Annotated in this window: 16 protein-coding genes, 1 tRNA gene and 1 riboswitch; of the genes, 11 read left to right on the top strand and 6 right to left on the bottom strand. The window is 67.5% G+C overall.

What is annotated here, in order from left to right:
* Positions 1 to 73 precede the first annotated feature (73 nt).
* Positions 74 to 273: riboswitch (cobalamin riboswitch) on the top strand.
* Positions 274 to 430: 157 nt separating this feature from the next.
* From G3580_RS15060 to G3580_RS15050, 3 genes are read left to right on the top strand one after another with little or no spacing between them, the layout of a single operon-like run.
* The gene (locus tag G3580_RS15060) at positions 431 to 3,181 is read left to right on the top strand and encodes a ribonucleoside-diphosphate reductase subunit alpha (RefSeq protein ID WP_173766858.1); all 2,751 of its coding nucleotides are present in this window, start codon (positions 431 to 433) and stop codon (positions 3,179 to 3,181) included.
* Positions 3,178 to 4,257, top strand: a complete 1,080-nt coding sequence (locus G3580_RS15055; protein ID WP_173766856.1) for a ribonucleotide-diphosphate reductase subunit beta — start codon at positions 3,178 to 3,180, stop codon at positions 4,255 to 4,257. Before G3580_RS15060 ends, G3580_RS15055 begins: the two co-directional genes overlap by 4 nt.
* A gap of 36 nt (positions 4,258 to 4,293) precedes the next feature.
* Positions 4,294 to 4,719 carry a VOC family protein gene (locus tag G3580_RS15050; RefSeq protein WP_173766854.1) on the top strand — a complete coding sequence of 142 codons (426 nt, stop codon included), beginning with the start codon at positions 4,294 to 4,296 and terminating at the stop codon, positions 4,717 to 4,719.
* Between the two features lie 18 nt (positions 4,720 to 4,737).
* On the opposite strand, the gene G3580_RS15045 is transcribed toward G3580_RS15050, so the two are convergent.
* From G3580_RS15045 to G3580_RS15025, 5 genes are all read right to left on the bottom strand, one after another.
* Positions 4,738 to 6,474 (bottom strand): bifunctional protein-serine/threonine kinase/phosphatase, encoded by a 1,737-nt coding sequence (locus tag G3580_RS15045; RefSeq protein ID WP_173766852.1) that lies wholly within the window; start codon positions 6,472 to 6,474, stop codon positions 4,738 to 4,740.
* Positions 6,475 to 6,539: 65 nt separating this feature from the next.
* Positions 6,540 to 7,358 carry a formate/nitrite transporter family protein gene (locus tag G3580_RS15040; RefSeq protein ID WP_173766850.1) on the bottom strand — a complete coding sequence of 273 codons (819 nt, stop codon included), beginning with the start codon at positions 7,356 to 7,358 and terminating at the stop codon, positions 6,540 to 6,542.
* 354 nt (positions 7,359 to 7,712) lie between these two features.
* Positions 7,713 to 9,119 (bottom strand): AdeC/AdeK/OprM family multidrug efflux complex outer membrane factor, encoded by a 1,407-nt coding sequence (gene adeC, locus G3580_RS15035; protein ID WP_173766848.1) that lies wholly within the window; start codon positions 9,117 to 9,119, stop codon positions 7,713 to 7,715.
* A gap of 13 nt (positions 9,120 to 9,132) precedes the next feature.
* Complete coding sequence (locus G3580_RS15030) at positions 9,133 to 12,297, bottom strand: efflux RND transporter permease subunit (RefSeq protein WP_173766846.1); 3,165 nt, start codon at positions 12,295 to 12,297, stop codon at positions 9,133 to 9,135.
* Between the two features lie 10 nt (positions 12,298 to 12,307).
* Positions 12,308 to 13,498, bottom strand: coding sequence for an efflux RND transporter periplasmic adaptor subunit (locus G3580_RS15025; protein WP_173766844.1), 1,191 nt, complete (start codon positions 13,496 to 13,498; stop codon positions 12,308 to 12,310).
* A 151-nt stretch (positions 13,499 to 13,649) separates the two neighbouring features.
* On the opposite strand from G3580_RS15025, the gene G3580_RS15020 reads away from it, so the two are divergent.
* The 3 genes from G3580_RS15020 to G3580_RS15010 all read left to right on the top strand — a co-directional run bounded on the left by G3580_RS15020 (position 13,650) and on the right by G3580_RS15010 (position 15,059).
* The gene (locus tag G3580_RS15020; RefSeq protein ID WP_228720683.1) at positions 13,650 to 14,276 is read left to right on the top strand and encodes a TetR/AcrR family transcriptional regulator; all 627 of its coding nucleotides are present in this window, start codon (positions 13,650 to 13,652) and stop codon (positions 14,274 to 14,276) included.
* A 186-nt stretch (positions 14,277 to 14,462) separates the two neighbouring features.
* Complete coding sequence (locus tag G3580_RS15015) at positions 14,463 to 14,741, top strand: type II toxin-antitoxin system RelE/ParE family toxin (RefSeq protein WP_173766841.1); 279 nt, start codon at positions 14,463 to 14,465, stop codon at positions 14,739 to 14,741.
* A 12-nt stretch (positions 14,742 to 14,753) separates the two neighbouring features.
* On the top strand, positions 14,754 to 15,059 hold the full coding sequence (locus G3580_RS15010; protein ID WP_173766839.1) for a HigA family addiction module antitoxin: 306 nt from the start codon (positions 14,754 to 14,756) through the stop codon (positions 15,057 to 15,059).
* A 349-nt stretch (positions 15,060 to 15,408) separates the two neighbouring features.
* Here the strand turns inward: G3580_RS15010 and G3580_RS15005 are convergent.
* Positions 15,409 to 15,485, bottom strand: a tRNA-Met gene (locus G3580_RS15005).
* Between the two features lie 202 nt (positions 15,486 to 15,687).
* Here G3580_RS15005 and G3580_RS15000 point away from each other — a divergent pair.
* From G3580_RS15000 to G3580_RS14980, 5 genes are all read left to right on the top strand, one after another.
* Entirely contained in the window at positions 15,688 to 16,014 is a 327-nt protein-coding gene (locus G3580_RS15000) for a hypothetical protein (protein WP_173766837.1), read from the top strand.
* A gap of 4 nt (positions 16,015 to 16,018) precedes the next feature.
* Positions 16,019 to 17,362 (top strand): tRNA (N6-isopentenyl adenosine(37)-C2)-methylthiotransferase MiaB, encoded by a 1,344-nt coding sequence (gene miaB / locus G3580_RS14995; protein WP_173766835.1) that lies wholly within the window; start codon positions 16,019 to 16,021, stop codon positions 17,360 to 17,362.
* A gap of 1 nt (position 17,363) precedes the next feature.
* A complete protein-coding gene (locus G3580_RS14990) occupies positions 17,364 to 18,359 on the top strand; it encodes a PhoH family protein (protein ID WP_173766833.1) in 996 nt (331 codons plus the stop codon).
* On the top strand, positions 18,346 to 19,068 hold the full coding sequence (ybeY, locus tag G3580_RS14985) for an rRNA maturation RNase YbeY (protein ID WP_173766831.1): 723 nt from the start codon (positions 18,346 to 18,348) through the stop codon (positions 19,066 to 19,068). Before G3580_RS14990 ends, ybeY begins: the two co-directional genes overlap by 14 nt.
* A gap of 72 nt (positions 19,069 to 19,140) precedes the next feature.
* Entirely contained in the window at positions 19,141 to 19,986 is an 846-nt protein-coding gene (locus G3580_RS14980; RefSeq protein WP_173766829.1) for an HlyC/CorC family transporter, read from the top strand.
* Positions 19,987 to 19,989 lie beyond the last annotated feature (3 nt).

Genomic DNA, 19,989 nt, shown 5'->3' with positions numbered 1-19,989 from the left:
CTAGATGTAGTGGATAACTGGCCAAATATCACTGCAGGTAGTTTTTTCTTGACGTCATTGATGGGCCGGTCCTAGACTGGCCGACGTTGATGGTTCCCTCATCGAGGGATGAAAAGGGAATCCGGTGCCAGGCCCACCGCCTGAAGTCCGGAGCTGCCCCCGCAACTGTCATCGGCGAGTGCCTCGTCCATCCACGCCACTGGAGCGATCCGGGAAGGCGGATGGGGCATGACGACCCGAAAGCCAGGAGACCTGCCTCAACGTCCTTCCAACCATTGATGGGGCGGGGTGTCCCTGGGCAAAGGTATGTGCGTGCCGCTTTATTTCCGCTGCTGGGGTGTCGATGTTGCCGTGGGCGTTGCCCGCGGCCGCGCGCCGCAGGGCCGGCGCACTTCCCGGGCTGCTCCGCCTCCCGTGCCGGAGCGCCCACATGTCTGCCAAGCTGCTTGCCTTATCCACCCCTGACGAATCGGCGCTGATCGCGCTGCAGGTCATCCGCCGCAATGGCGCGGTGGTGCCGTTCGACCCCGGGAAGATCGCGCTCGCCATGACCCAGGCCTTCCTGGCCGTGGAAGGCGGGCGCAGCGCCGCGTCCTCGCGGGTGCGCGAGGTGGTTGCGCGCCTGACCGACACGGTGGCGCGTTCGCTGAGCCGGCGCCTGCCCGATGGCGGCACGGTGCACATCGAGGATATCCAGGATCAGGTCGAACTGGCGCTCATGCGTGCCGGCGAGCACGACGTGGCGCGCGCCTACGTGCTCTATCGCGAGCGCCGCGCCGCCGAGCGGGCGGTGCCGGCGCAGGCGGTGCCCGGCCTGCAGGTGAGCGTCGACGGCGAGCGCCGGGCGCTCGACGTGGCGGCCCTGCGGGCGACCTGCGAGGCGGCCTGCGCCGGGCTGGACGCGGCGGTGTCGCCACAGCGCATCGTCGAGCAGGCGCTCGAGACCCTGTACGACGGTGTCGAGCCGGCGCAGGTGCAGCAGGCGCTGATCCTTGCCGCAAGGGCCCTGATCGAGCAGGAGCCGGACTACGACTTCGCCGCCGCCCGCCTGCTCGGGTTCCGGCTCATGGACGAGGTGCTGGCCCGGCCGGTGGCGCCCGACGAGCACGGCGCGGTGGTCGCGGCCTATTTTCCCGACTTCGTCGCCACCGGCATCGACGCCGGACTGCTCGATCCGCGGCTGGCGCAATTCGATCTGGCCCGGCTGGCGGCCGCTCTGCGGCCCGAGCGCGACCGGCTGTTCCGCTACCTGGGCCTGCAGACCCTGTACGATCGCTACTTCCTGCATGTGGACGGGCGGCGGATCGAGTTGCCCCAGGTGTTCTTCATGCGCGTGGCGATGGGGCTGGCGCTGGGCGAGATCGATCGCGACGCGCGTGCCATCGAGTTCTACACGCTGCTGTCGAGCTTCGATTTCATGTGCTCGACGCCCACCCTGTTCAACAGCGGCACGCGGCATGCGCAGCTGTCGTCCTGCTACCTGACCACGGTGGAGGACGACCTGGACGGCATCTACCAGGCCATCAAGGAAAACGCGCTGCTGCAGAAGCATGCCGGCGGCCTGGGCAACGACTGGACCCCGGTGCGTGCCCTGGGCAGCCACATCCGTGGCACCAACGGCCAGAGCCAGGGCGTGATTCCCTTTCTCAAGGTGGTCAACGACACCGCGGTGGCGGTGAACCAGGGGGGCAAGCGCAAGGGCGCGGTGTGCGCCTATCTGGAAACCTGGCACCTGGACATCGAGGCGTTCCTCGAACTGCGCAAGAACACCGGTGACGAACGCCGCCGCACCCACGACATGAACACCGCCCACTGGATTCCCGACCTGTTCATGAAGCGTGTCCATGAGAATGCGACGTGGACGCTGTTCTCGCCGGTGGACGTGCCCGAGCTGCACGAGTGCTTCGGCGCTGCGTTCGAGGCGGCCTACCTGCGCTGCGAGGCCCGGGCCGCGGCAGGCGAGATCCGCCTGTTCAAGCAGGTGTCCGCCGTGCAGCTGTGGCGCAGGATGCTCTCCATGCTGTTCGAGACCGGGCATCCGTGGATCACCTTCAAGGACGCCTGCAACCTGCGCTCGCCCCAGCAGCATGCGGGGGTGGTGCACAGCGCCAACCTGTGCACCGAGATCACGCTCAACACCTCGGGCTCGGAGACGGCGGTGTGCAACCTCGGTTCGGTGAACCTGCCGGCCCATCTGGAGGACGGCGTGCTCGACGAAGAGAAGCTGGCGCGCACCGTGCGCACCGCGATGCGCATGCTCGACAACGTCATCGACGTGAACTTCTACGCCACGCCCAAGGCGCGCAACGCCAACCTGCGCCACCGCCCGGTGGGGCTGGGCATCATGGGATTCGCCGATTGCCTTCATGCGCTCGGGTTGCCCTATGCCAGCGATGCCGCGGTGGACTTCGCCGACCGTAGCATGGAGCAGGTGTGCTACCACGCCTACACGGCCTCCTCGGCGCTGGCGCGCGAGCGCGGCCGCTATGCCAGCTTCGAGGGCAGCCTGTGGGACCGGGGCATCCTGCCGCACGAGTCCCTCGAGCTGCTGGCGGCGGAGCGTGGCGGGCATCTGGAGGTCGATCGCGAGGCCCGGCTGGACTGGCTGGCCCTGAAGGCACGCATCGCGCGCGACGGCATGCGCAACTCCAACTGCGTGGCGATCGCGCCCACCGCCACCATCGCCAACATCGTCGGGGTGTCGGCCAGTATCGAGCCGGCCTATCAGAACCTGTACGTGAAATCGAACCTGTCGGGCGAATTCACCGTGGTGAACACGGCGCTGGTGCGCGAGCTCAAGGCGCTCGGCCTGTGGGACGCGGTCATGGTGGCCGACCTCAAGTACTACGACGGCTCGCTGGCGCGCATCGACCGGGTGCCCGACGAGATCCGGGCGCGGTACGCCACCGCCTTCGACATCGATCCGGTGTGGCTGGTGGAGGCCGCGGCGCGGCGGCAGAAGTGGATCGATCAGGCCCAGTCGCTCAACCTGTACCTGGCCATGCCCTCGGGCCGCAAGCTCGACGCCCTGTACACGCTGGCGTGGACGCGCGGACTCAAGACCACCTACTACCTGCGCACCCTCGGCGCCAGCCAGGCCGAGCAGGCCGGCGGGCGGGACGCGGAACCGGGAGGCGCGGTGTGCCGCATCGACAACCCGGACTGCGAGGCCTGCCAATGAGTACGATGCGTTTCGACGACTGGGACCGGTGCGTCACGCCGCCCGATGCCGCCGCGCCGGGCCAGACGTCCCTGGCGCCGGTCGATGCGGCCGACAAGCGCATCGTCAACGGCCAGGCCGACATCAACCAGCTGGCGCCGTTCAAGTATCCGTGGGCCTGGGCGTTCTTCCTCAAGGCGAACCGCAACCACTGGACGCCGCTGGAAATCGGCATGGCGCAGGATGTGCACGACTACCACCATCGCCTCAGTGACGCGGAGCGCCATGTGTTCTCCAACGTGCTGGCCTATCTGACCACCTCCGACATCCTCGCCATGCGCAACATCGGCCTGGCGGTGATGGAGAAGATGAGCGCGCCCGAGCTGCAGATCTACCAGGCGCGCCAGGTGTACGAGGAGGCCCTGCACACGTGGACCTACCAGCACTGCATCGAGAGCATCGGCCTCGATCAGCAGGAGATCTACAACCGCTACCGGGTGATCCCCGAGATCCACGGCAAGATCGCCCTGGCCAATCGCCGTCTGGCGCGGGTGCTGCGCTCGGACCTGGATCTGGGCGATCGCGACAACCTGCACGAGTTCGCCCTGTCGTACTTCTTCTTCGCGGTGATCTTCGAGGGCTGCTGGTTCTACAACGGCTTCACGCCCATCTTCGCGCTGCAGCGGCGCGGCCTCATGAAAGGGGCGGCGGAGCAGTTGCAATACATCATGCGCGACGAGGTGCTGCACTGCGCCTTCGGCATCCGCGTGGTGCGCGAACTGCTCAGGGAGGAGGGGCTCGAACTCGATCCGCAGGCGCTGGCCACCCTGTGGACGGAGGCCGAGGCCGCGGAGCGTGCCTATGCCGGCTATGTGCTGCGCGACCCCATCCTGGGCTACAACGCCGAGCTGCATACGGCCCAGTTCCGCTTCATCGCCAACCGCCGGGCACGCCAGGTGGGCGTGGCGGAGCCGTTTCCCGGTGCCGAGAATGTGTTGCCCTGGCTCGACGAGCAGGCCAATCTGCGCAAGGAGAAGAACTTCTTCGAAACCCGGGTGACCGAATACCAGACCGGCGGGGCGCTGGTGTGGGACTGATGCCGGCGTCGCCCGGCTGCACAGGGAGGAATCGCCATGCAACCGCGTATCACCGTCATCACCCTCGGCGTCGAGGATCTCGAGGCCGCTTTGCGCTTCTATCGCGACGGGCTGGGGTTTGCGACCGAGGGCATCATCGGCCGGGAATTCGACCACGGCGCGGTGGTGTTCATCGACATGCAGCCCGGGCTGCGTCTGGCCCTGTGGCCGCGCGCGAGCATCGCCCACGACACCGGTCTGGCGGTCGGTGCCGCGAGCCCGACCGAGATGACGCTGGGGCACAACGTGAGTACGGCGGGCGAGGTCGATGCGGTCATGGCGGCGGCCGCGGCGGCCGGCGCGACCATCGTCAAGCCGGCGCACGATACCTTCTGGGGCGGCTACGCCGGCTACTTTCAGGACCCGGACGGCCATCTGTGGGAGGTGGTGTGGAATCCGGCCTGGGCTGCGCCGGCCGACTGAATCCGGCCCAGGGGGCACTCACACCAGTGCCCGGATCACCCCCAGCAACACGACCACCACCAGCCCGAGCACGATCGACAGCCCCTTCCAGAAGCGCACCGGGTTGCGCTCGATGAGCGGGGTGTGGCCGCGGGTGCGGAAGGCGCTGTTGGGCTGCTTGAGATCGGTGATGAACTCCGAGAGCGACTCGTAGCGCTTGTCCGGCAGCGGATGCACGGCCTTGCGCAGGGCCTCGTCCATCCACGCCGGGATGGGGTGATCGTCGTCCAGTGCCGAGCGGTAGCGCAGGCGCTGCTGCGCGGCGCGGGTGGTGGCGCGGGCCACGGTGGCGCCGTAGGGCAGGTGGCCGGTGAGCATCTGGTAGGCGATGACGCCGAGCGAGAACAGGTCCGAGCGCGGGTTGCCGCCGTCGCCGGTGAAGTATTCGGGCGCGGCGTACTGGTGGGTGCCGAGGATGTCCCGGGGGTCGTGCCCGGCGGCCAGCTCGGACAGGCCGGCCACGTGGGTGGAGCCGAAGTCGATGATCTTGGCGGTGCCGTGGGCGTCGATGATGATGTTCTCGGGGCGCAGGTCCTGGTGCAGCATCTCCTTGCGATGAAAGGCCTGCAGGCCGCGCGCGATCTGCGCGACGATGTCGCGCACCGCCGCCAGCTCGGGGCGCGGGTTGTCGCGCATCCACTGGGCCAGCGTGATGCCCTCGACGTATTCCATCACCACATACACATAGGCCTGCGCGCGACGGCGCGGATGGGGCTTGAGCACATGGGCGTTGTCGAGCCGGCGCGCGACCCATTCTTCCATGAGGAAGCGTTCGAGATAGGCCGGGTCTTCGCGCATGTCGAAGGACGGGGTCTTGAGCGCCAGCAACTCGCCGGTGTCGAGGTCGCGCGCCAGGAAGATGTGGCTGCGGTGGCTGGCATGGATCTGGCGAATGATCTCGAAGCCGTCGAACATCATGCGCGCCTCGAGCTGGGGCGGCAGCTTCAGCTCGCCGAGCTGGCGCTGGATCTCGTTGGCGTGGGCGAGCGGCACGCTGTCGACGCGGACGATGAGCGCGGTGAGGTTGTCGGTGCTGCCGGCGTCGAAGGCCGCTTGCACCGCCAGGCGCGCGGCCGCGTCCAGGTGATCGGCGTGCGTGCGGATGAGATCGATCAGGGTGGCGCTGTCGATGTGCTCGTAGACGCCGTCGGTGGCGAGGACGTAGGTGTCGCCGGGGTGCAGCGGCAGCGCCTGGTAGTCGATTTCCAGATGCGCGTCGATGCCCAGCGCGCGGGCCAGGTGGCTGTGCTCGCGGGAGACGAAGACGCGGTGGTCGCGGGTGAGTTGTTCCAGTGACCGCCCTGCCACGCGATAGATGCGCGCGTCGCCCACATGGAACAGGTGCGCGGTGTTGGATTTGAGCACCAGGGCGCTGAAGGTGCACACATAGCCCTTGTCGCGCTCGTAGCGGTATTCGCTGCGCCGCGTCTGCGCATGGAGCCAGGTGTTGGTGGCCCGCAGCACGCGCTCGGCGGCGGTGCGCACGGTCCACGCGTCGGAGGTGCAGTAGTAGTCGTCCAGGAAGCTCTTGATCGCCGACTCGGCGGCCTCCTGGCTCACCGTGCTGGAGCTGATGCCGTCGGCCAGCGCGACGGCGATGCCCTTGTGGGTCCGCTGGGGCTCGCTCGGCACCACGGCGCCATGGAAGTCCTGATTGATGGCCTTGCGACCCTTGGCCGAGTACTGCCCGATCGACACCGTGAGCGTCTGGTTCATGCGCGATTCCGACGTAAAAAAGCCTCAACCCCGACGGGGGTTGAGGCTTGCGAGCTTAGCGCCGATCAGGCGGTGGCGGGCACGCGCTTGGGTGCGGTGCGGGCATGCGTCGAGTACAGGGTCAGGCCGACGAAGGTCAGGCCGCCGACCACGTTGCCCAGCACGGTGGGGATCTCGTTCCAGATGAGGTAGTCCATGATCGAGAAGTTGCCGCCGAGCATCAGGCCGGAGGGGAACAGGAACATGTTCACCACCGAGTGCTCGAAGCCCATGTAGAAGAACAGCATGATCGGCATCCACATGGCGATGACCTTGCCCGACACCGAGGTGGACATCATGGCGGCGACCACGCCGGTGGACACCATCCAGTTGCACAGCATGCCGCGGATGAACAGGGTCAGCATGCCGGCGGCGCCGTGGGCCGCGTAGCCCAGGGTGCGGCCCTCGCCGATATGGCCGATGGCCACGCCCACCTTGTTGGGCTCGACGTCGAAGCCGTAGGTGACGATGATCGCCATGAACAGGGCCACGGTCAGGGCGCCGGCGAAGTTGCCGCAGAACACCAGGCCCCAGTTGCGCAGGATGCCGCTGGCGGTCACGCCCGGGCGCTTGTCGATGAGGGCCAGCGGGGCCAGGGTGAAGACCCCGGTCAGCAGGTCGAAGCCCATCAGGTAGAGCAGGCAGAAGCCCACCGGGAACAGGATTGCGCCGGCGAGCGGCTGGCCGGTCTGCACGTTGATGGTGACGGCGAAGGCCGCGGCCAGCGCCAGGATGGCACCGGCCATGTAGGCGCGGATGAGGGTGTCGCGGGTCGACATGAAGACTTTCGACTCTCCCGCGTCGATCATCTTGGTGACGAACTCACTTGGCAGTACGTAGGACATGGTGGTTGCTCCCGAGGTTGAACAGAACCGAAAACAAAAGGCGCCCGCCGTCGCACGGGCTGGGGGTATCCAGGCGGTGCGAAAGAAGGCGCCATTGCCAAAGTCGAACTCAGGGGAGAGAACACGTCACATGCTCGTCCCTGATCGGCGGGCCGTCGTTAGCCCTGTCGACCACTTCAAAGCATGTCCTGTGCCAAAGGGCGAACGCCCTGTTTTCAATAAGTTACGCGCTGTGTCGGGGGCGCGGTGCCGAGGCGCCCCGGCTCGCACGCGCAAAGATGGTGCGCGCGCTCAGGGGCCGGCACTGGATGGGGGCGCCCCGGCGTCACCGGCCGGGGCGCCCGCGAGGATGCCTTAATGCCAGCCGCCGCCCATCACCTTGTACAGGGTGACCTTGTTGCTCGCCTCGGTCAGGCGCACCGAGATGAGTTCCTGTTCGGCCGCGTACAGCGTGCGCTGGGCGTCGAGCTGGGTCAGGTAGCTGTCGAGGCCGCTCTGGTAACGCGCTTCGCTGAGGCGGAAGCCGTCGCGGGCCGAGTCCACGAGCGATTGCACCGCGTCGACCCGTTCGGCGATGGTGGCGCGGTCGGCGAGCGCGTCGGCCACTTCGCGGAAGGCGGTCTGGATGGCCTTCTCGTAGCTGGCCACGTTGATGTCGCGCTGCAGCTTCGCTACGTCGAGGCTGGCGCGCAGGGCGCCGGCGTTGAAGATGGGCAGGCTGACGCTGGGGATGAAGCTCCAGGCGCGGCTACCCGATTCGAACAGGCCGTCGAGGCTGGCGCTCGCGGTGCCGAAGCTGCCGGTGAGGCCGATGCGCGGGAAGAAGGCAGCCCGGGCCGCGCCGATGTTGGCGTTGGCGGCGCGCAGCTGGCGCTCGGCGCGCAGCACGTCGGGGCGCTGGGTCAGTACCTCGGAAGGCACGCCGGCGGGCAGTTCGGCCACCGGCTGCTTCACCTCGGCCAGTGAGGCCGGCAGCAGGCCGGCATCCACCGTCGTGCCGACCAGCAGCTCGAGCGCATTGCGGTCCTTGGCGACCTGCGCCCGGGTGGCGGCCAGGTCGGCGCGGGCGCGCGCGGCGGTGGTCTGCAGCTGGCTCAGGGCCAGGCGCGAGGCGGCGCCGAGGTCGAAGCTCTTGCGGGTGAGCTCCAGTGATTTGGCCTGCGTCTCGTAGGTGCGCTTCGACAGGTCGTAGCGGGCGCGGTCGGCCGCGAGCGTGAGCCAGGCGTTGGCGACCTCGGCCACCAGGCTGATGCGGGTGGCGCGCTGCGCTTCGGTCGTCGCCAGGTAGCTTTCCAGGGCCTGGTCCTGCAGGCTCTTGAGACGGCCGAACAGGTCGAGCTCCCAGCTCACGCCGAGGTCGACGCTGTACTGACGCGTGACCGCCGCATTGCCCGAGCTGGTGAGATCGCCGGGCGTGCGCCGGGCGGTCTCGCCGGCCTCGCCGGTCACCGCGGGGAAGCGGTCGGCACGCCGGATGCGGTACTGGGCGCGGGCCGACTCGATGTTGAGCGCGGCCACGCGCAGATCACGGTTGTTGGCCAGCGCCTGGGCGATGACCTGCTGCAGGCGCGGGTCGGTGAAGTAGTCCTGCCAGGCCAGATCGAGGGCCGCGGGGGCGTCGGCGGCGGTGGCCGTCGTGGTGTCGGCGGGCCACTGGGCGGCGACCGGCGCCGCCGGGCGCTGGTAGTCCGGCGCCAGCGAGGCGCAGGCGGACAGGCCGGCGGTGGCGAGGCAGGCGGTGAGCAGTCGCAGTCGGGTCATGGGGGGGCTCATGTCAGTGGGTCTCCCCGGCGGCGGGTGCCTGCGTGCCTTCGTCGGCCTTTTGGCCGCGGCTGAAGACGCGCTTGATCACCACGTAGAACAGGGGCACGAAGAAGATGCCGAGCGCGGTGGCGGCGATGGTGCCGCCGAGCACGCCGGTGCCGATGGCGTTCTGGCTGCCGGCGCCGGCGCCGGTGGACAAGGCCAGCGGCAGCACGCCGAAGCCGAAGGCCAGCGAGGTCATCAGGATCGGGCGCAGACGCATGCGCACCGCCTCGAGGGTGGCGGGGACCAGCGCCTTGCCGGCTTCCTCCATCTGCGCCTTGGCGAATTCCACGATCAGGATCGCGTTCTTGGCGGACAGGCCGATGGTGGCCAGCAGGCCGACCTGGAAGTAGATGTCGTTGGACAGGCCGCGCCCGGTGGCCGCCAGCACCGCGCCGAGCACGCCGAGCGGCACCACCAGCATCACCGCGAAGGGCACCGACCAGCTCTCGTACAGGGCGGCCAGACACAGGAACACCACCAGCAGGGAGAGCGCGTACAGCGCCGGTGCCTGGGAGCCGCTGCGCTGCTCCTCGAAAGAGGTGCCCGACCAGGTGTAGCCGATGCCCGGCGGCAGCTTGGCGACCAGCTCTTCGACCGCGGCCATGGCTTCACCGGACGACAGGCCCGGCGCCGCCTGGCCGAGGATCTCCATCGACGGCACGCCGTTGAAGCGCTCCAGACGCTGGGGACCGTAGGTCCATTTGGCGCGGGTGAAGGCGGAGAAGGGCACCATCTCGCCGTCGGCGTTGCGCACGTACCACTTGTCGAGATCGTTCGGTGTCATCCGTGCCGGTGCGTCGGCCTGCACATACACCTTCTTGATGCGGCCGCGATCGATGAAGTCGTTCACGTAGGTGCCGCCCCAGGCCGTGGCCAGGGTGTCGGTGATCGAAGCCATGCTCACGCCCAGCGCGCCGGCCTTCTGCAGGTCGATGTCCAGGCCCAGCTGGGCGGTGTCCTCCTGGCCGTTGGGGCGCACCGCGACCAGGCGCTTGTCCTGGGCGGCCATGCCGAGGAACTGGTTGCGCGCGGCGAGCAGGGCGTCGTGGCCGAGGCCGGAGCGGTCCTGCAGCTCGAGGGTGAAGCCGCCGGAGGTGCCCAGCTCGAGCACCGCCGGGGGCACGAAGGCGAACACCATCGCCTCGCGGATCTGCGAGAACGCGCCCATGGCGCGGCCGGCGATGGATTGCACGTCGGTGCCCGGCGCGGTGCGCTCGCTCCACGGCTTGAGGTTCACGAAGCCGATGCCCATGTTCTGGCCGCGCCCGGAGAAGCTGAAGCCGGCGACGGTGAACAGGGCGCGCACGGTGTCCTTCTCGTCTTCGAGGAAGTGCTTCTCGACCTTGCGCAGCACCGCCAGGGTGCGTTCCTGGGTCGCGCCGGTGGGCAGCACGATCTGGTTGAACATGATGCCCTGGTCTTCCTGCGGCAGGAAGGAGGTGGGCAGACGGGTGAACAGGGTGGCCAGGGCGCCGAACAGGAGCGCATAGATGAGCAGGAAGCGCAGGCTGCGCTTGAGGATGCCGCCCACCGCCGACTCGTAGTGGCGGGTGGCCCAGGCGAAGCGGTCGTTGAACCAGTGGAAGAAGCCGGAAAACAGGCCGCCTTCGCCATGCTCGTGCCCCTTTTCCACCGGCTTGAGCATGGTGGCGCACAAGGCCGGGGTGAACACGATGGCCACCACCACCGACAGCGCCATGGCCGAGACGATGGTGATGGAGAACTGGCGGTAGATGACCCCGGTGGAACCCCCGAAGAAGGCCATGGGCACGAACACCGCGGCGAGCACCAGGCCGATGCCGATCAGGGCGCCGGTGATCTGGCCCATGGAGCGCTTGGTCGCCTCCTTGGGTGGCAGCCCCTCTTCGGTCATGACGCGTTCGACGTTTTCCACCACCACGATGGCGTCGTCCACCAGCAGGCCGATGGCCAGCACGATGCCGAACATGGTCAGGGTGTTGATCGAGAAGCCGAAGGCCGCCATGGCACCGAAGGTGCCCAGCAGCACCACCGGCACCGCGATGGTGGGGATGATGGTGGCGCGGAAGTTCTGCAGGAACAGGTACATCACCAGGAACACCAGGGCCACCGCCTCGACCAGGGTCTTGACCACCTCCTCGATGGAGATCTTCACGAAGGGCGTGGTGTCGTAGGGGATCACGTACTTCACCCCGGGGGGGAAGTAGTGCGACATCTCGTCGAGTGTCGAGCGGATGCGGTTGGCGGTGTCCAGCGCGTTGGCGCCCGCGGCCAGGCGGATGCCGAGGCCGGCGGCCGGCTGGCCGTTGTAGCGGGCCACGGTTTCGTAGCTCTCGGCGCCGATTTCCACCCGCGCCACGTCGCGCAGGCGCACTTCGCCGCCGTCGGCCGCGCTGCGCAGCAGGATGTTCTCGAACTGCTCCGGGCTCTGAAACCGGCTCTGCGCGGTGATCGTGGCGCTGAAGCCCTGGCCCGGTACCGCTGGCGCGCCGCCGAGCTGACCGGCCGACACCTGGGTGTTCTGGGCCTCGACGGCGGCCTTCACGTCACCCGGGGTGAGGCGGAAGTTGTTGAGCTTGGCCGGGTCGAGCCAGATGCGCATGGCGTACTGGGAGCCGAACACGGTCACCTCGCCGACGCCGTCCACCCGGGAGATGGTGTCCTGCACCGAGGAGACGAGGAAGTCCGACAGGTCGGTGCCGTTCAGGCGCCCGTCCTCGGACACGAAGCCGGCCACCATGAGGAAGTTGCGCGCCGACTTGGCCACCGTCACCCCCTGCTGCTGCACCGCCTGGGGCAACAGCGGCAGGGCGGTCTGCACCTTGTTCTGCACCTGCACCTGGGCGATGTCGGGATTGACGCCGGCGTCGAAGGTCAGCGTCACCGTCACGTTGCCGAAGGAGTCGGTGTTGGAGCTCATGTAGAGCAGACCGTCCAGGCCGGTGAGCTTCTGTTCGATGACCTGGGTGACCGAATCCTCGGCGGCCTTGGCGGAGGCGCCCGGATAGCGCGCGTTGATGGCGACGGCCGGGGGCGCGATGGACGGATACTGGGAGACCGGCAGCTCCAGGATGGACAGGGCGCCAGCCAGCATGATGACGATGGCGATCACCCACGCGAAGATGGGGCGATCGATGAAGAATCGGGCCATGGTCAGTGCCTCACTTCGCGCCGGCGGCTGCGCCGGCTGCCGGTGCCTCGGCGTCGGCCGGCTGGGCATTCACGACCGCGCCCGGGCGCACCTTCTGCAGCCCGGCGACGATGACCCGGTCGCCCGACTTGAGCCCGTCGGTGACCACCCAGGCGTCGCCCACCGAGCGTTCGGCGGTGATCGGGCGTACCGCGACCTTGCTGTCGGCGTCCACGATCATCACCTGGGGCTGGCCGCGCGCATCGCGGACGACCGCCTCATGGGGCACGAGGAAGGCATCGACCGCCTCGCCCTGCTGCAGGCGGGCGCGCACGAACATGCCCGGCAGCAGTTCGCCGTCCGGATTGGGGAACTCGGCGCGCAGGGTCACGCTGCCGGTGCTCTTGTTGACCGTGACCTCGGAGAAGGCCAGCTTGCCGGCGTGGGCGTATTCGCTGCCGTCCTCGAACACCAGCGACACCGGCACCGTGGCCGTGTTCGCCTTCACCTTGCCACTCGCGATCCGCAGGCGCAGCGCGCGCAGCTCGGTGGTGGACTGGGACAGGTCGACATAGATGGGATCGAGCTGGGAGATCGTCGCCAGCGCGCTGGCCTGGTTGGCGGTGAGCAGCGCGCCCGGGGTGACCGAGGAGCGGCCGATGTGGCCCGAGATCGGGGCGTTGATATGGGTGTAGTCGAGGTTGATGCGGGTCTCGTTGAGCTTGGCCTTGGCCGCTGCCACGTCCGCCTCGGCCTGCTTCAGTGCGGCCTGGGCGTCCTCATTGGTCTGGGCGCTGATGGCCTCCACCTTGGCCAGTCGGGTATAGCGCCTGGCGGTCAGGCGCGCGTTGCCCAGCGTGGCCTCGGCGCGCGCCAGCGCGGCCTTGGCGCTCTCGACGGCAGCCCGATAGGTGGCCGGGTCGATCTGGTACAGCGGCGCGCCGGCCTTGACCGTGCTGCCCTCCTTGAACAGGCGCTTCTGGAGAATGCCGGTGACCTGCGGCCGGATCTCCGCCTCCAGATAGGGCGATGTGCGCCCTGGTAGCTCGGTCACCACCGGCACCGCGGCCGAGTGGACCGTCGTCACGCTGACGGCGGGCTTGGGTGCGCCACCGCCGGGGCCGCCCTGGGCGCCGGATTTCTCGCTGCAGGCGCTCAAGGCGAGCAGGGCGAGGGACGCGACGACGGCCAGTTGCTGCGGGCGAAGGGACTGGGTGCGCATGGGATGCCTCGTGGAAGCGGAAGGAGGGTGTTGGGGTTGGAGGGGCATGTTTAGAGCGTTTATTCTAGTTCGAACGTTCATTCTATGTTAGCCTGTGGCTGGGTTCAAGCCGCGTGCATAGGCATTCGGAGATCTTTACCTGAATTTTCCAATGACAGACATGACACCCGAGCAATCCGTTCCCGGTTGCGGTTCGCGCGCCGATGTCCGGCGGGAGCAGATCCTCGCCGCCGCCGAGGCCTGTTTCCGTACCCACGGCTTCCATGGCGCCAGCATGTCCAAACTGTGCGCGCAGGCCGGTATGAGTCCGGGGCACGTCTATCACTACTTCGAGAGCAAGGAAGCGATCATCGAGGGCATCGTCCGGCGCAAGGCGGACGCGATCCTGGCCCGGGTCGAGGCGACCCGCAACGCGCCCAATGTGCTCGACGCGACCCTGGAGCGGGCCGGCGAGGGCATTGCCGACAAACTGGATCCCGACTTCGCCGCGCTGGAACTGGAGATCGTCTCGGAGGCCTGCCGCAACCCGCGCGTGGCCAGGATCGTTCGCGATTCCGACCATGAGGTGCTGAGCAACTTCACCGAACTCGTGCTCGGCCTGCGTCGCGATCTGGGGCACGAGGACAGCAAGGAAACCCTCGACGCCCTGGTGGACATGATCGCCATCCTCTTCGACGGCATCACCGTCCGCGGCATCCGCCACCCCGAGATGGACCGCGAGCGCGTCGTCGCCCTGTTCGAAAAGACGCTGCGCTTCCTGATCGTCGAGTGGCGCTGAGGGCGCCGAAGCCGTAAACGGACAAGGGCCCGCACATCGGCGGGCCCTTGGTGTTTCTGGTGGTGATGGGCTCCGAACCGCCGATTCCGGACGACTGGAGCGTCTGCGTCGTGGCGTGTCGCCCCAGGGAGCGGGCGTGGCTGACACGAGTTGACACGTGTAACGCTACGCTATACTTTCGGACGCATGATCAAGGGCTTCCTGCATAGAGGGCTGAAGGCGTTCTTCGAGACCGGCAGCAAGGCCGGCATTCAACCGCACCATGCGCCCAAGCTGGCGCGGCAATTGGCCAGACTGGATGCGGCTCAGGCACCCGAGGACATGAATCTGCCCGGTTGGCGGCTCCATCCGCTGACGGGGGCCCTCGCGGGCCATTGGTCGGTAACGGTGAACGGAAACTGGCGTCTGACGTTCCGGTTCGAGGGCGAGGACGCGATTCTGGTCGATTACCAGGATTACCATTGAGAGGACATGCACATGAACGCGATGCACAACCCACCGCACCCTGGTGAAACCCTGCGTGAAGACGTGTTGCCCGAACTCGGTCTGACCGTCACGGATGCGGCCAGGCAACTTGGCGTGACCCGTGCCGCACTGTCCAGGGTGCTGAACGGGCACGCCGCGATTTCGCCGGAAATGGCGCTGCGTCTGGAGGGGTGGCTCGGCGTCGAGAACGGCGGCCGTGCGGATGTCTGGGTCCGGCAGCAAGCGGCATACGATCTCTGGAAAGCCCGCCAGGCCGGCATGCCCGCCGTCACCAAAGCGCCATTGATGGCTGCGTGACCGCGTCGTTCGGTTGCCTGCCGGAGTCAGGCTGCGCGGGCTGCAAGGCAGAATGTGCTTCACGTCACGGCTGGACCAGATCGCGCCGTTTCCGAGAATCCGTCGATTGGCGCGCACGATGAACACGGCGCGGGCAGCTGAGCCAACGTGTTCAGCGCGGCAGTTGCAATGGCGCCGCCGTGGATCGGCAGTGTTCCGGCGACACCGCGTTGACGACGCTACGCAAGCAATCAAGCCGTCCAGGAAACCCGAGGCGATTCATCGTGCTATCGGCCTGAACCCTGGCGGTCGTTCCGTGGCCGCTTGGCAAAAGAAAAGGGCCCGCACATCGGCGGGCCCTTGGTGTTTTTGGTGGTGATGGGCGGAATCGAACCGCCGACCTATGGGTTATGAATCCATCGCTCTAACCGTCTGAGCTACATCACCACGAAGCCCGGCATAATACGAAGCTTCCCGTTGTGGCGTCAACACTTTCGTGCCTGCGCGGGCATCCTCGCGGGCGAGCGTTTGCCTGCCAATAGCCCCGTCTAATCAGGCGCTTGCATTGACTTTTTCGGGGCCATCGGGGAAGATCTGCGCCTTACCGTAACCCGTTTCGCCGTGTGCGAAGCCGTTCCCCGAGCCCGCCTTGATCGTTCGTCTCTTCCTGTCCCTGGCCGTCATCGTGGCCGCACTCGTGTCGCCGACGGCCGGTGCGCAGACGGTGCGCCAGTTGCCGGCGGATCTGGTGGTGACCACCATGAAGGCCAATGGCGGGTCGGTGGTGTTGCTGGGCGACAAGCGGGTGAGCCTGTCGCCGGCGGCGCAGATCCGCGGCGCGAACAACCTGCTCATCCTGCCTTCGTATCTTTACGGAGCATTCCGGGTGGGCGTGAAGCAGGACCATCAGGGCCTGGTGAACCGCATCTGGATTCTCACCGACGCGGAATACCGGTCGCTGACGCAGAAGAAGTGATCCCATGAGCAACAAGAAGGTTTTCATCCGCACCTTCGGGTGCCAGATGAACGAGTACGATTCGGACAAGATGGTCGACGTGCTCGGTGCCCGGGAAGGCCTTACCAAGACCGACAACCCCGAAGAAGCCGACGTGATCCTGTTCAACACCTGCTCGGTGCGCGAGAAGGCGCAGGAGAAGGTGTTCCACGACCTCGGCCGGATCAAGCATCTGAAGCAGGCCAACCCGAACCTGATCATCGGCGTCGGCGGTTGCGTGGCCAGCCAGGAGGGCGAGGCCATCGTCCAGCGCGCGCCCTATGTGGATCTGGTGTTCGGCCCGCAGACCCTGCATCGGCTGCCGCAGCTGATCGCCCAGCGCAAGCAGTCGGGGCGTTCGCAGGTCGATATCTCCTTCCCCGAGATCGAGAAGTTCGACGCCCTGCCGCCGGCGCGGGTGGAGGGGGCGAGCGCCTTCGTGTCGATCATGGAAGGCTGCTCCAAGTACTGCACCTTCTGCGTGGTGCCCTACACCCGGGGCGAGGAGGTGTCGCGTCCGCTGGACGACATCCTCACCGAGGTGGCGACGCTGGCCGACCAGGGCGTCAAGGAGGTGACCTTGCTGGGCCAGAACGTGAATGCCTGGCGTGGCACGCTCACCAAGAGCGGCACCGAGACCGGCGATTTCGCCTTCCTGCTCGAGTGCGTGGCGGAGATCCCCGGCGTCGAGCGGCTGCGCTACACCACCTCGCACCCGCGCGAGATGACCCCGCGCATCGTCGAGGCCTACGGCAAGATTCCGGCGCTGGTCTCGCACCTGCACCTGCCGGTGCAGTCCGGCTCGGACCGGGTGCTGGCGGCCATGAAACGCGGCTACACCGCGCTGGAATACAAGTCGCTGGTGCGCAAGCTGCGCGCGGTGCGCCCCGACCTGTCGCTGTCTTCGGATTTCATCGTCGGTTTCCCGGGCGAGACCGAGGCGGATTTCGACAAGACCATGAAGCTCATCGACGAGGTCGGTTTCGACGCCTCGTTCAGCTTCGTCTATAGCGCACGTCCCGGCACGCCGGCGGCGGATCTGGAAGACACGGTGCCCCAGACGGACAAGCTCAAGTGGCTGTCACGCCTGCAGAAGCGCATCGAGGAACAGGTGCAGGTCATCAGCGAATCGATGGTCGGCAGCGTGCAGCGCATCCTGGTCGAGGGGCCGTCCAAGAAGAACGCGGACGAGCTGGCCGGGCGCACCGAGAACAACCGGGTGGTGAACTTCGCCGGTCATCCGCGCCTGATCGGCCAGTTCGTCGAGGTGAGCATCACCTCGGCGCTGCCGCACAGCCTGCGCGGGCAGATCGTGACGCGGGAATCGTAAGTTGCCGAAAACCCTCGATATCCTGCTCGAGCCGCTGGACAACGAGCGACTGTCCAACCTGTGCGGCACGCTGGACGAAAACCTGCGCCAGATCGAGACCGCCTACGACGTGTCCATCTCCCGCCGCGGGGAGCATTTCGCCCTGCGCGGTCATCCTTCGCAGTCGGTGCTGGCGCACAAGGCGCTGAAGCACTTCTATGCCCAGGCGGACGAGCACCTGACCGTCGACGACATCCAGCTCGGTCTGGTCGAACTGGCCAATCTCAGCCAGGCCAGCCAGAGCGCGCCGGCCCTGCTCACCCGCAAGAGCGATCTGCACGGGCGCACGCCGCGCCAGGTGCAGTACCTGCGCCAGATCCAGGACTTCGACATCACCTTCGGGGTCGGCCCGGCCGGCACCGGCAAGACCTTTCTGGCGGTGGCCAGCGCGGTCGACGCGCTTGAACGCGAGCATGTGGAGCGCATCATCCTCACCCGTCCGGCGGTCGAGGCCGGCGAGCGGCTCGGCTTCCTGCCCGGCGACCTGAGCCAGAAGGTCGACCCCTACCTGCGTCCGCTCTACGACGCGCTCTACGACCTGCTCGGCTTCGAACGCGTGGGCAAGCTGTTCGAGAAAGGGGCGATCGAGATCGCGCCGCTGGCCTTCATGCGCGGGCGCACCCTGAACCATTCCTTCATCATCCTCGACGAGGCGCAGAACACCACGCCCGAGCAGATGAAGATGTTCCTCACACGCATCGGCATCGGCGCCAAGGCGGTGGTGACCGGCGACCTGACCCAGGTGGACCTGCCGCGCGGCACCCGCAGCGGCCTGCGCGAGGCGGTGGACGTGCTCTCCAACGTGCGCGGGATCGCCTTCACCGAGTTCCTGCGCGAGGACGTGGTGCGCCACCCGCTGGTGGCGCGCATCGTCGAAGCCTACGAAAAGAGCGCCCGCCGCCGCGAGCGCGAACAGGCGCGCAAGCGCAAGGAAGACGACACCCATGACCCAGCGTGACCGCCCGATGTTCAGCACGGTGGATGCGGCGGGGCGCCGCCGCCCCCTCAAGGCCGAGGCGATCGAGCTGCAGTGGCCGGACGGCCGCCGCCTGACCCTCGCCCTGCCGCCGAAGGCCTGGGCCGATCTCGAGCTCATGGCCGAGGCGCCCGAGGGCACGCCTGTCATCCAGATGCAATCGGCGTCATGCAACCTGCTCAACCTGCGCGTGGTGGCGATGCACGACACGGTCGACCCCGATGCGCCGGTGGTGCCGGCGCACCTGGACATGCAGATCGACAACTGCGTGCCCAAGGCCGAGGACGACAAGACGCTGCGCCCGCGCAAGCGCGACATCCGCGCCTGGGCGCAGTCCGCGCTGGGGCAGGATGCGGTGGTGGGCGTGCGCCTGGTGGGCGAAACGGAAGGGCGCGAGCTCAACCGCGACTATCGCGGCAAGGATTACGCCACCAACGTGCTGACCTTCGTCTACGATGAAACGGACGGCGTGCTCAGCGGCGACCTGGTGATCTGCCTGCCGGTGGTGATCCGCGAGGCGCAGGCGCAGGGCAAGACGGTGGCCGATCACTTCGCGCATCTGGTGGTCCATGGCATGCTGCATCTGCAGGGGCTCGACCACGAGGACGAGGAGGAAGCCGCCCTGATGGAAGGGCTGGAAGTGGACATCCTGGCCCGCCTGGGCATCGCCAACCCCTACGAGGCATCATGACGCGCCGGGGGATCTTGGATGTGTGCGTGCGCCGCGCGCCCACATCCCAGCTCCCTGGACCAGACACCCTGAATGGATAGTTCCCCGAGTCGACCTAGTTTGCTTGACCGCCTCTCTGCCTTGCTCTCGCCCGAGCCCGAGGACAGGGAGGACCTGATCGAACTGCTGCATTCGGCCTTCGAGCGCAATCTGCTCGACGGCGATGCCCTCTCCATCATCGAAGGCGCCCTGCAGGTTTCGGAAATGCAGGTGCGCGACGTGATGATCCCGCGTGCGCAGATGGACGTCATCCATGTGGACGACACCATGGAAGAGATCGCCAACGCCGTGATCGACGCGGCCCACTCGCGCTTTCCGGCGGTGGGCGAAAATCGCGACGACGTGCTCGGCATCTTCATGGCCAAGGACCTGCTGCGCTATTTCGCCGGACGCGAGTTCGACCTGCGCGACATGCTGCGCCCGGCGATCTTCGTGCCCGAATCCAAGCGCCTCAACGTGCTGTTGCGCGAGTTCCGCGTCAGCCGCAACCACATGGCCATCGTCGTGGACGAATACGGCGGCGTGGCCGGCCTGGTGACCATCGAGGACGTGCTCGAGCAGATCGTCGGCGACATCGAGGACGAGTTCGACTTCGACGAGGTCGAAGACAACATCCGCCTCGACCATGCCGGTCGCTACCGGGTCAAGGCCACCTGCGAGATCGAGGACTTCAACACCGCGTTCGAGAAGCAGTTCGACGACGAGGAGTTCGATACCGTCGGCGGGCTGGTGATCCGGCAGCTCGGGCGCCTGCCCAAGCGGGGCGAGATCGTGATCATCGACGGCCTGCGCTTCCAGGTGCTGCGGGCCGACAGCCGGCGGGTGCACACCCTGCTGGTGGACAAGGCTCCCGAGCCGGAGGCCGAAGCGGCCGACTGATCC

This window comes from Nitrogeniibacter mangrovi (genome assembly GCF_010983895.1).
GTDB classification, from domain to species: domain Bacteria; phylum Pseudomonadota; class Gammaproteobacteria; order Burkholderiales; family Rhodocyclaceae; genus Nitrogeniibacter; species Nitrogeniibacter mangrovi.
This window is presented reverse-complemented; position numbering and strand designations above follow the sequence as displayed.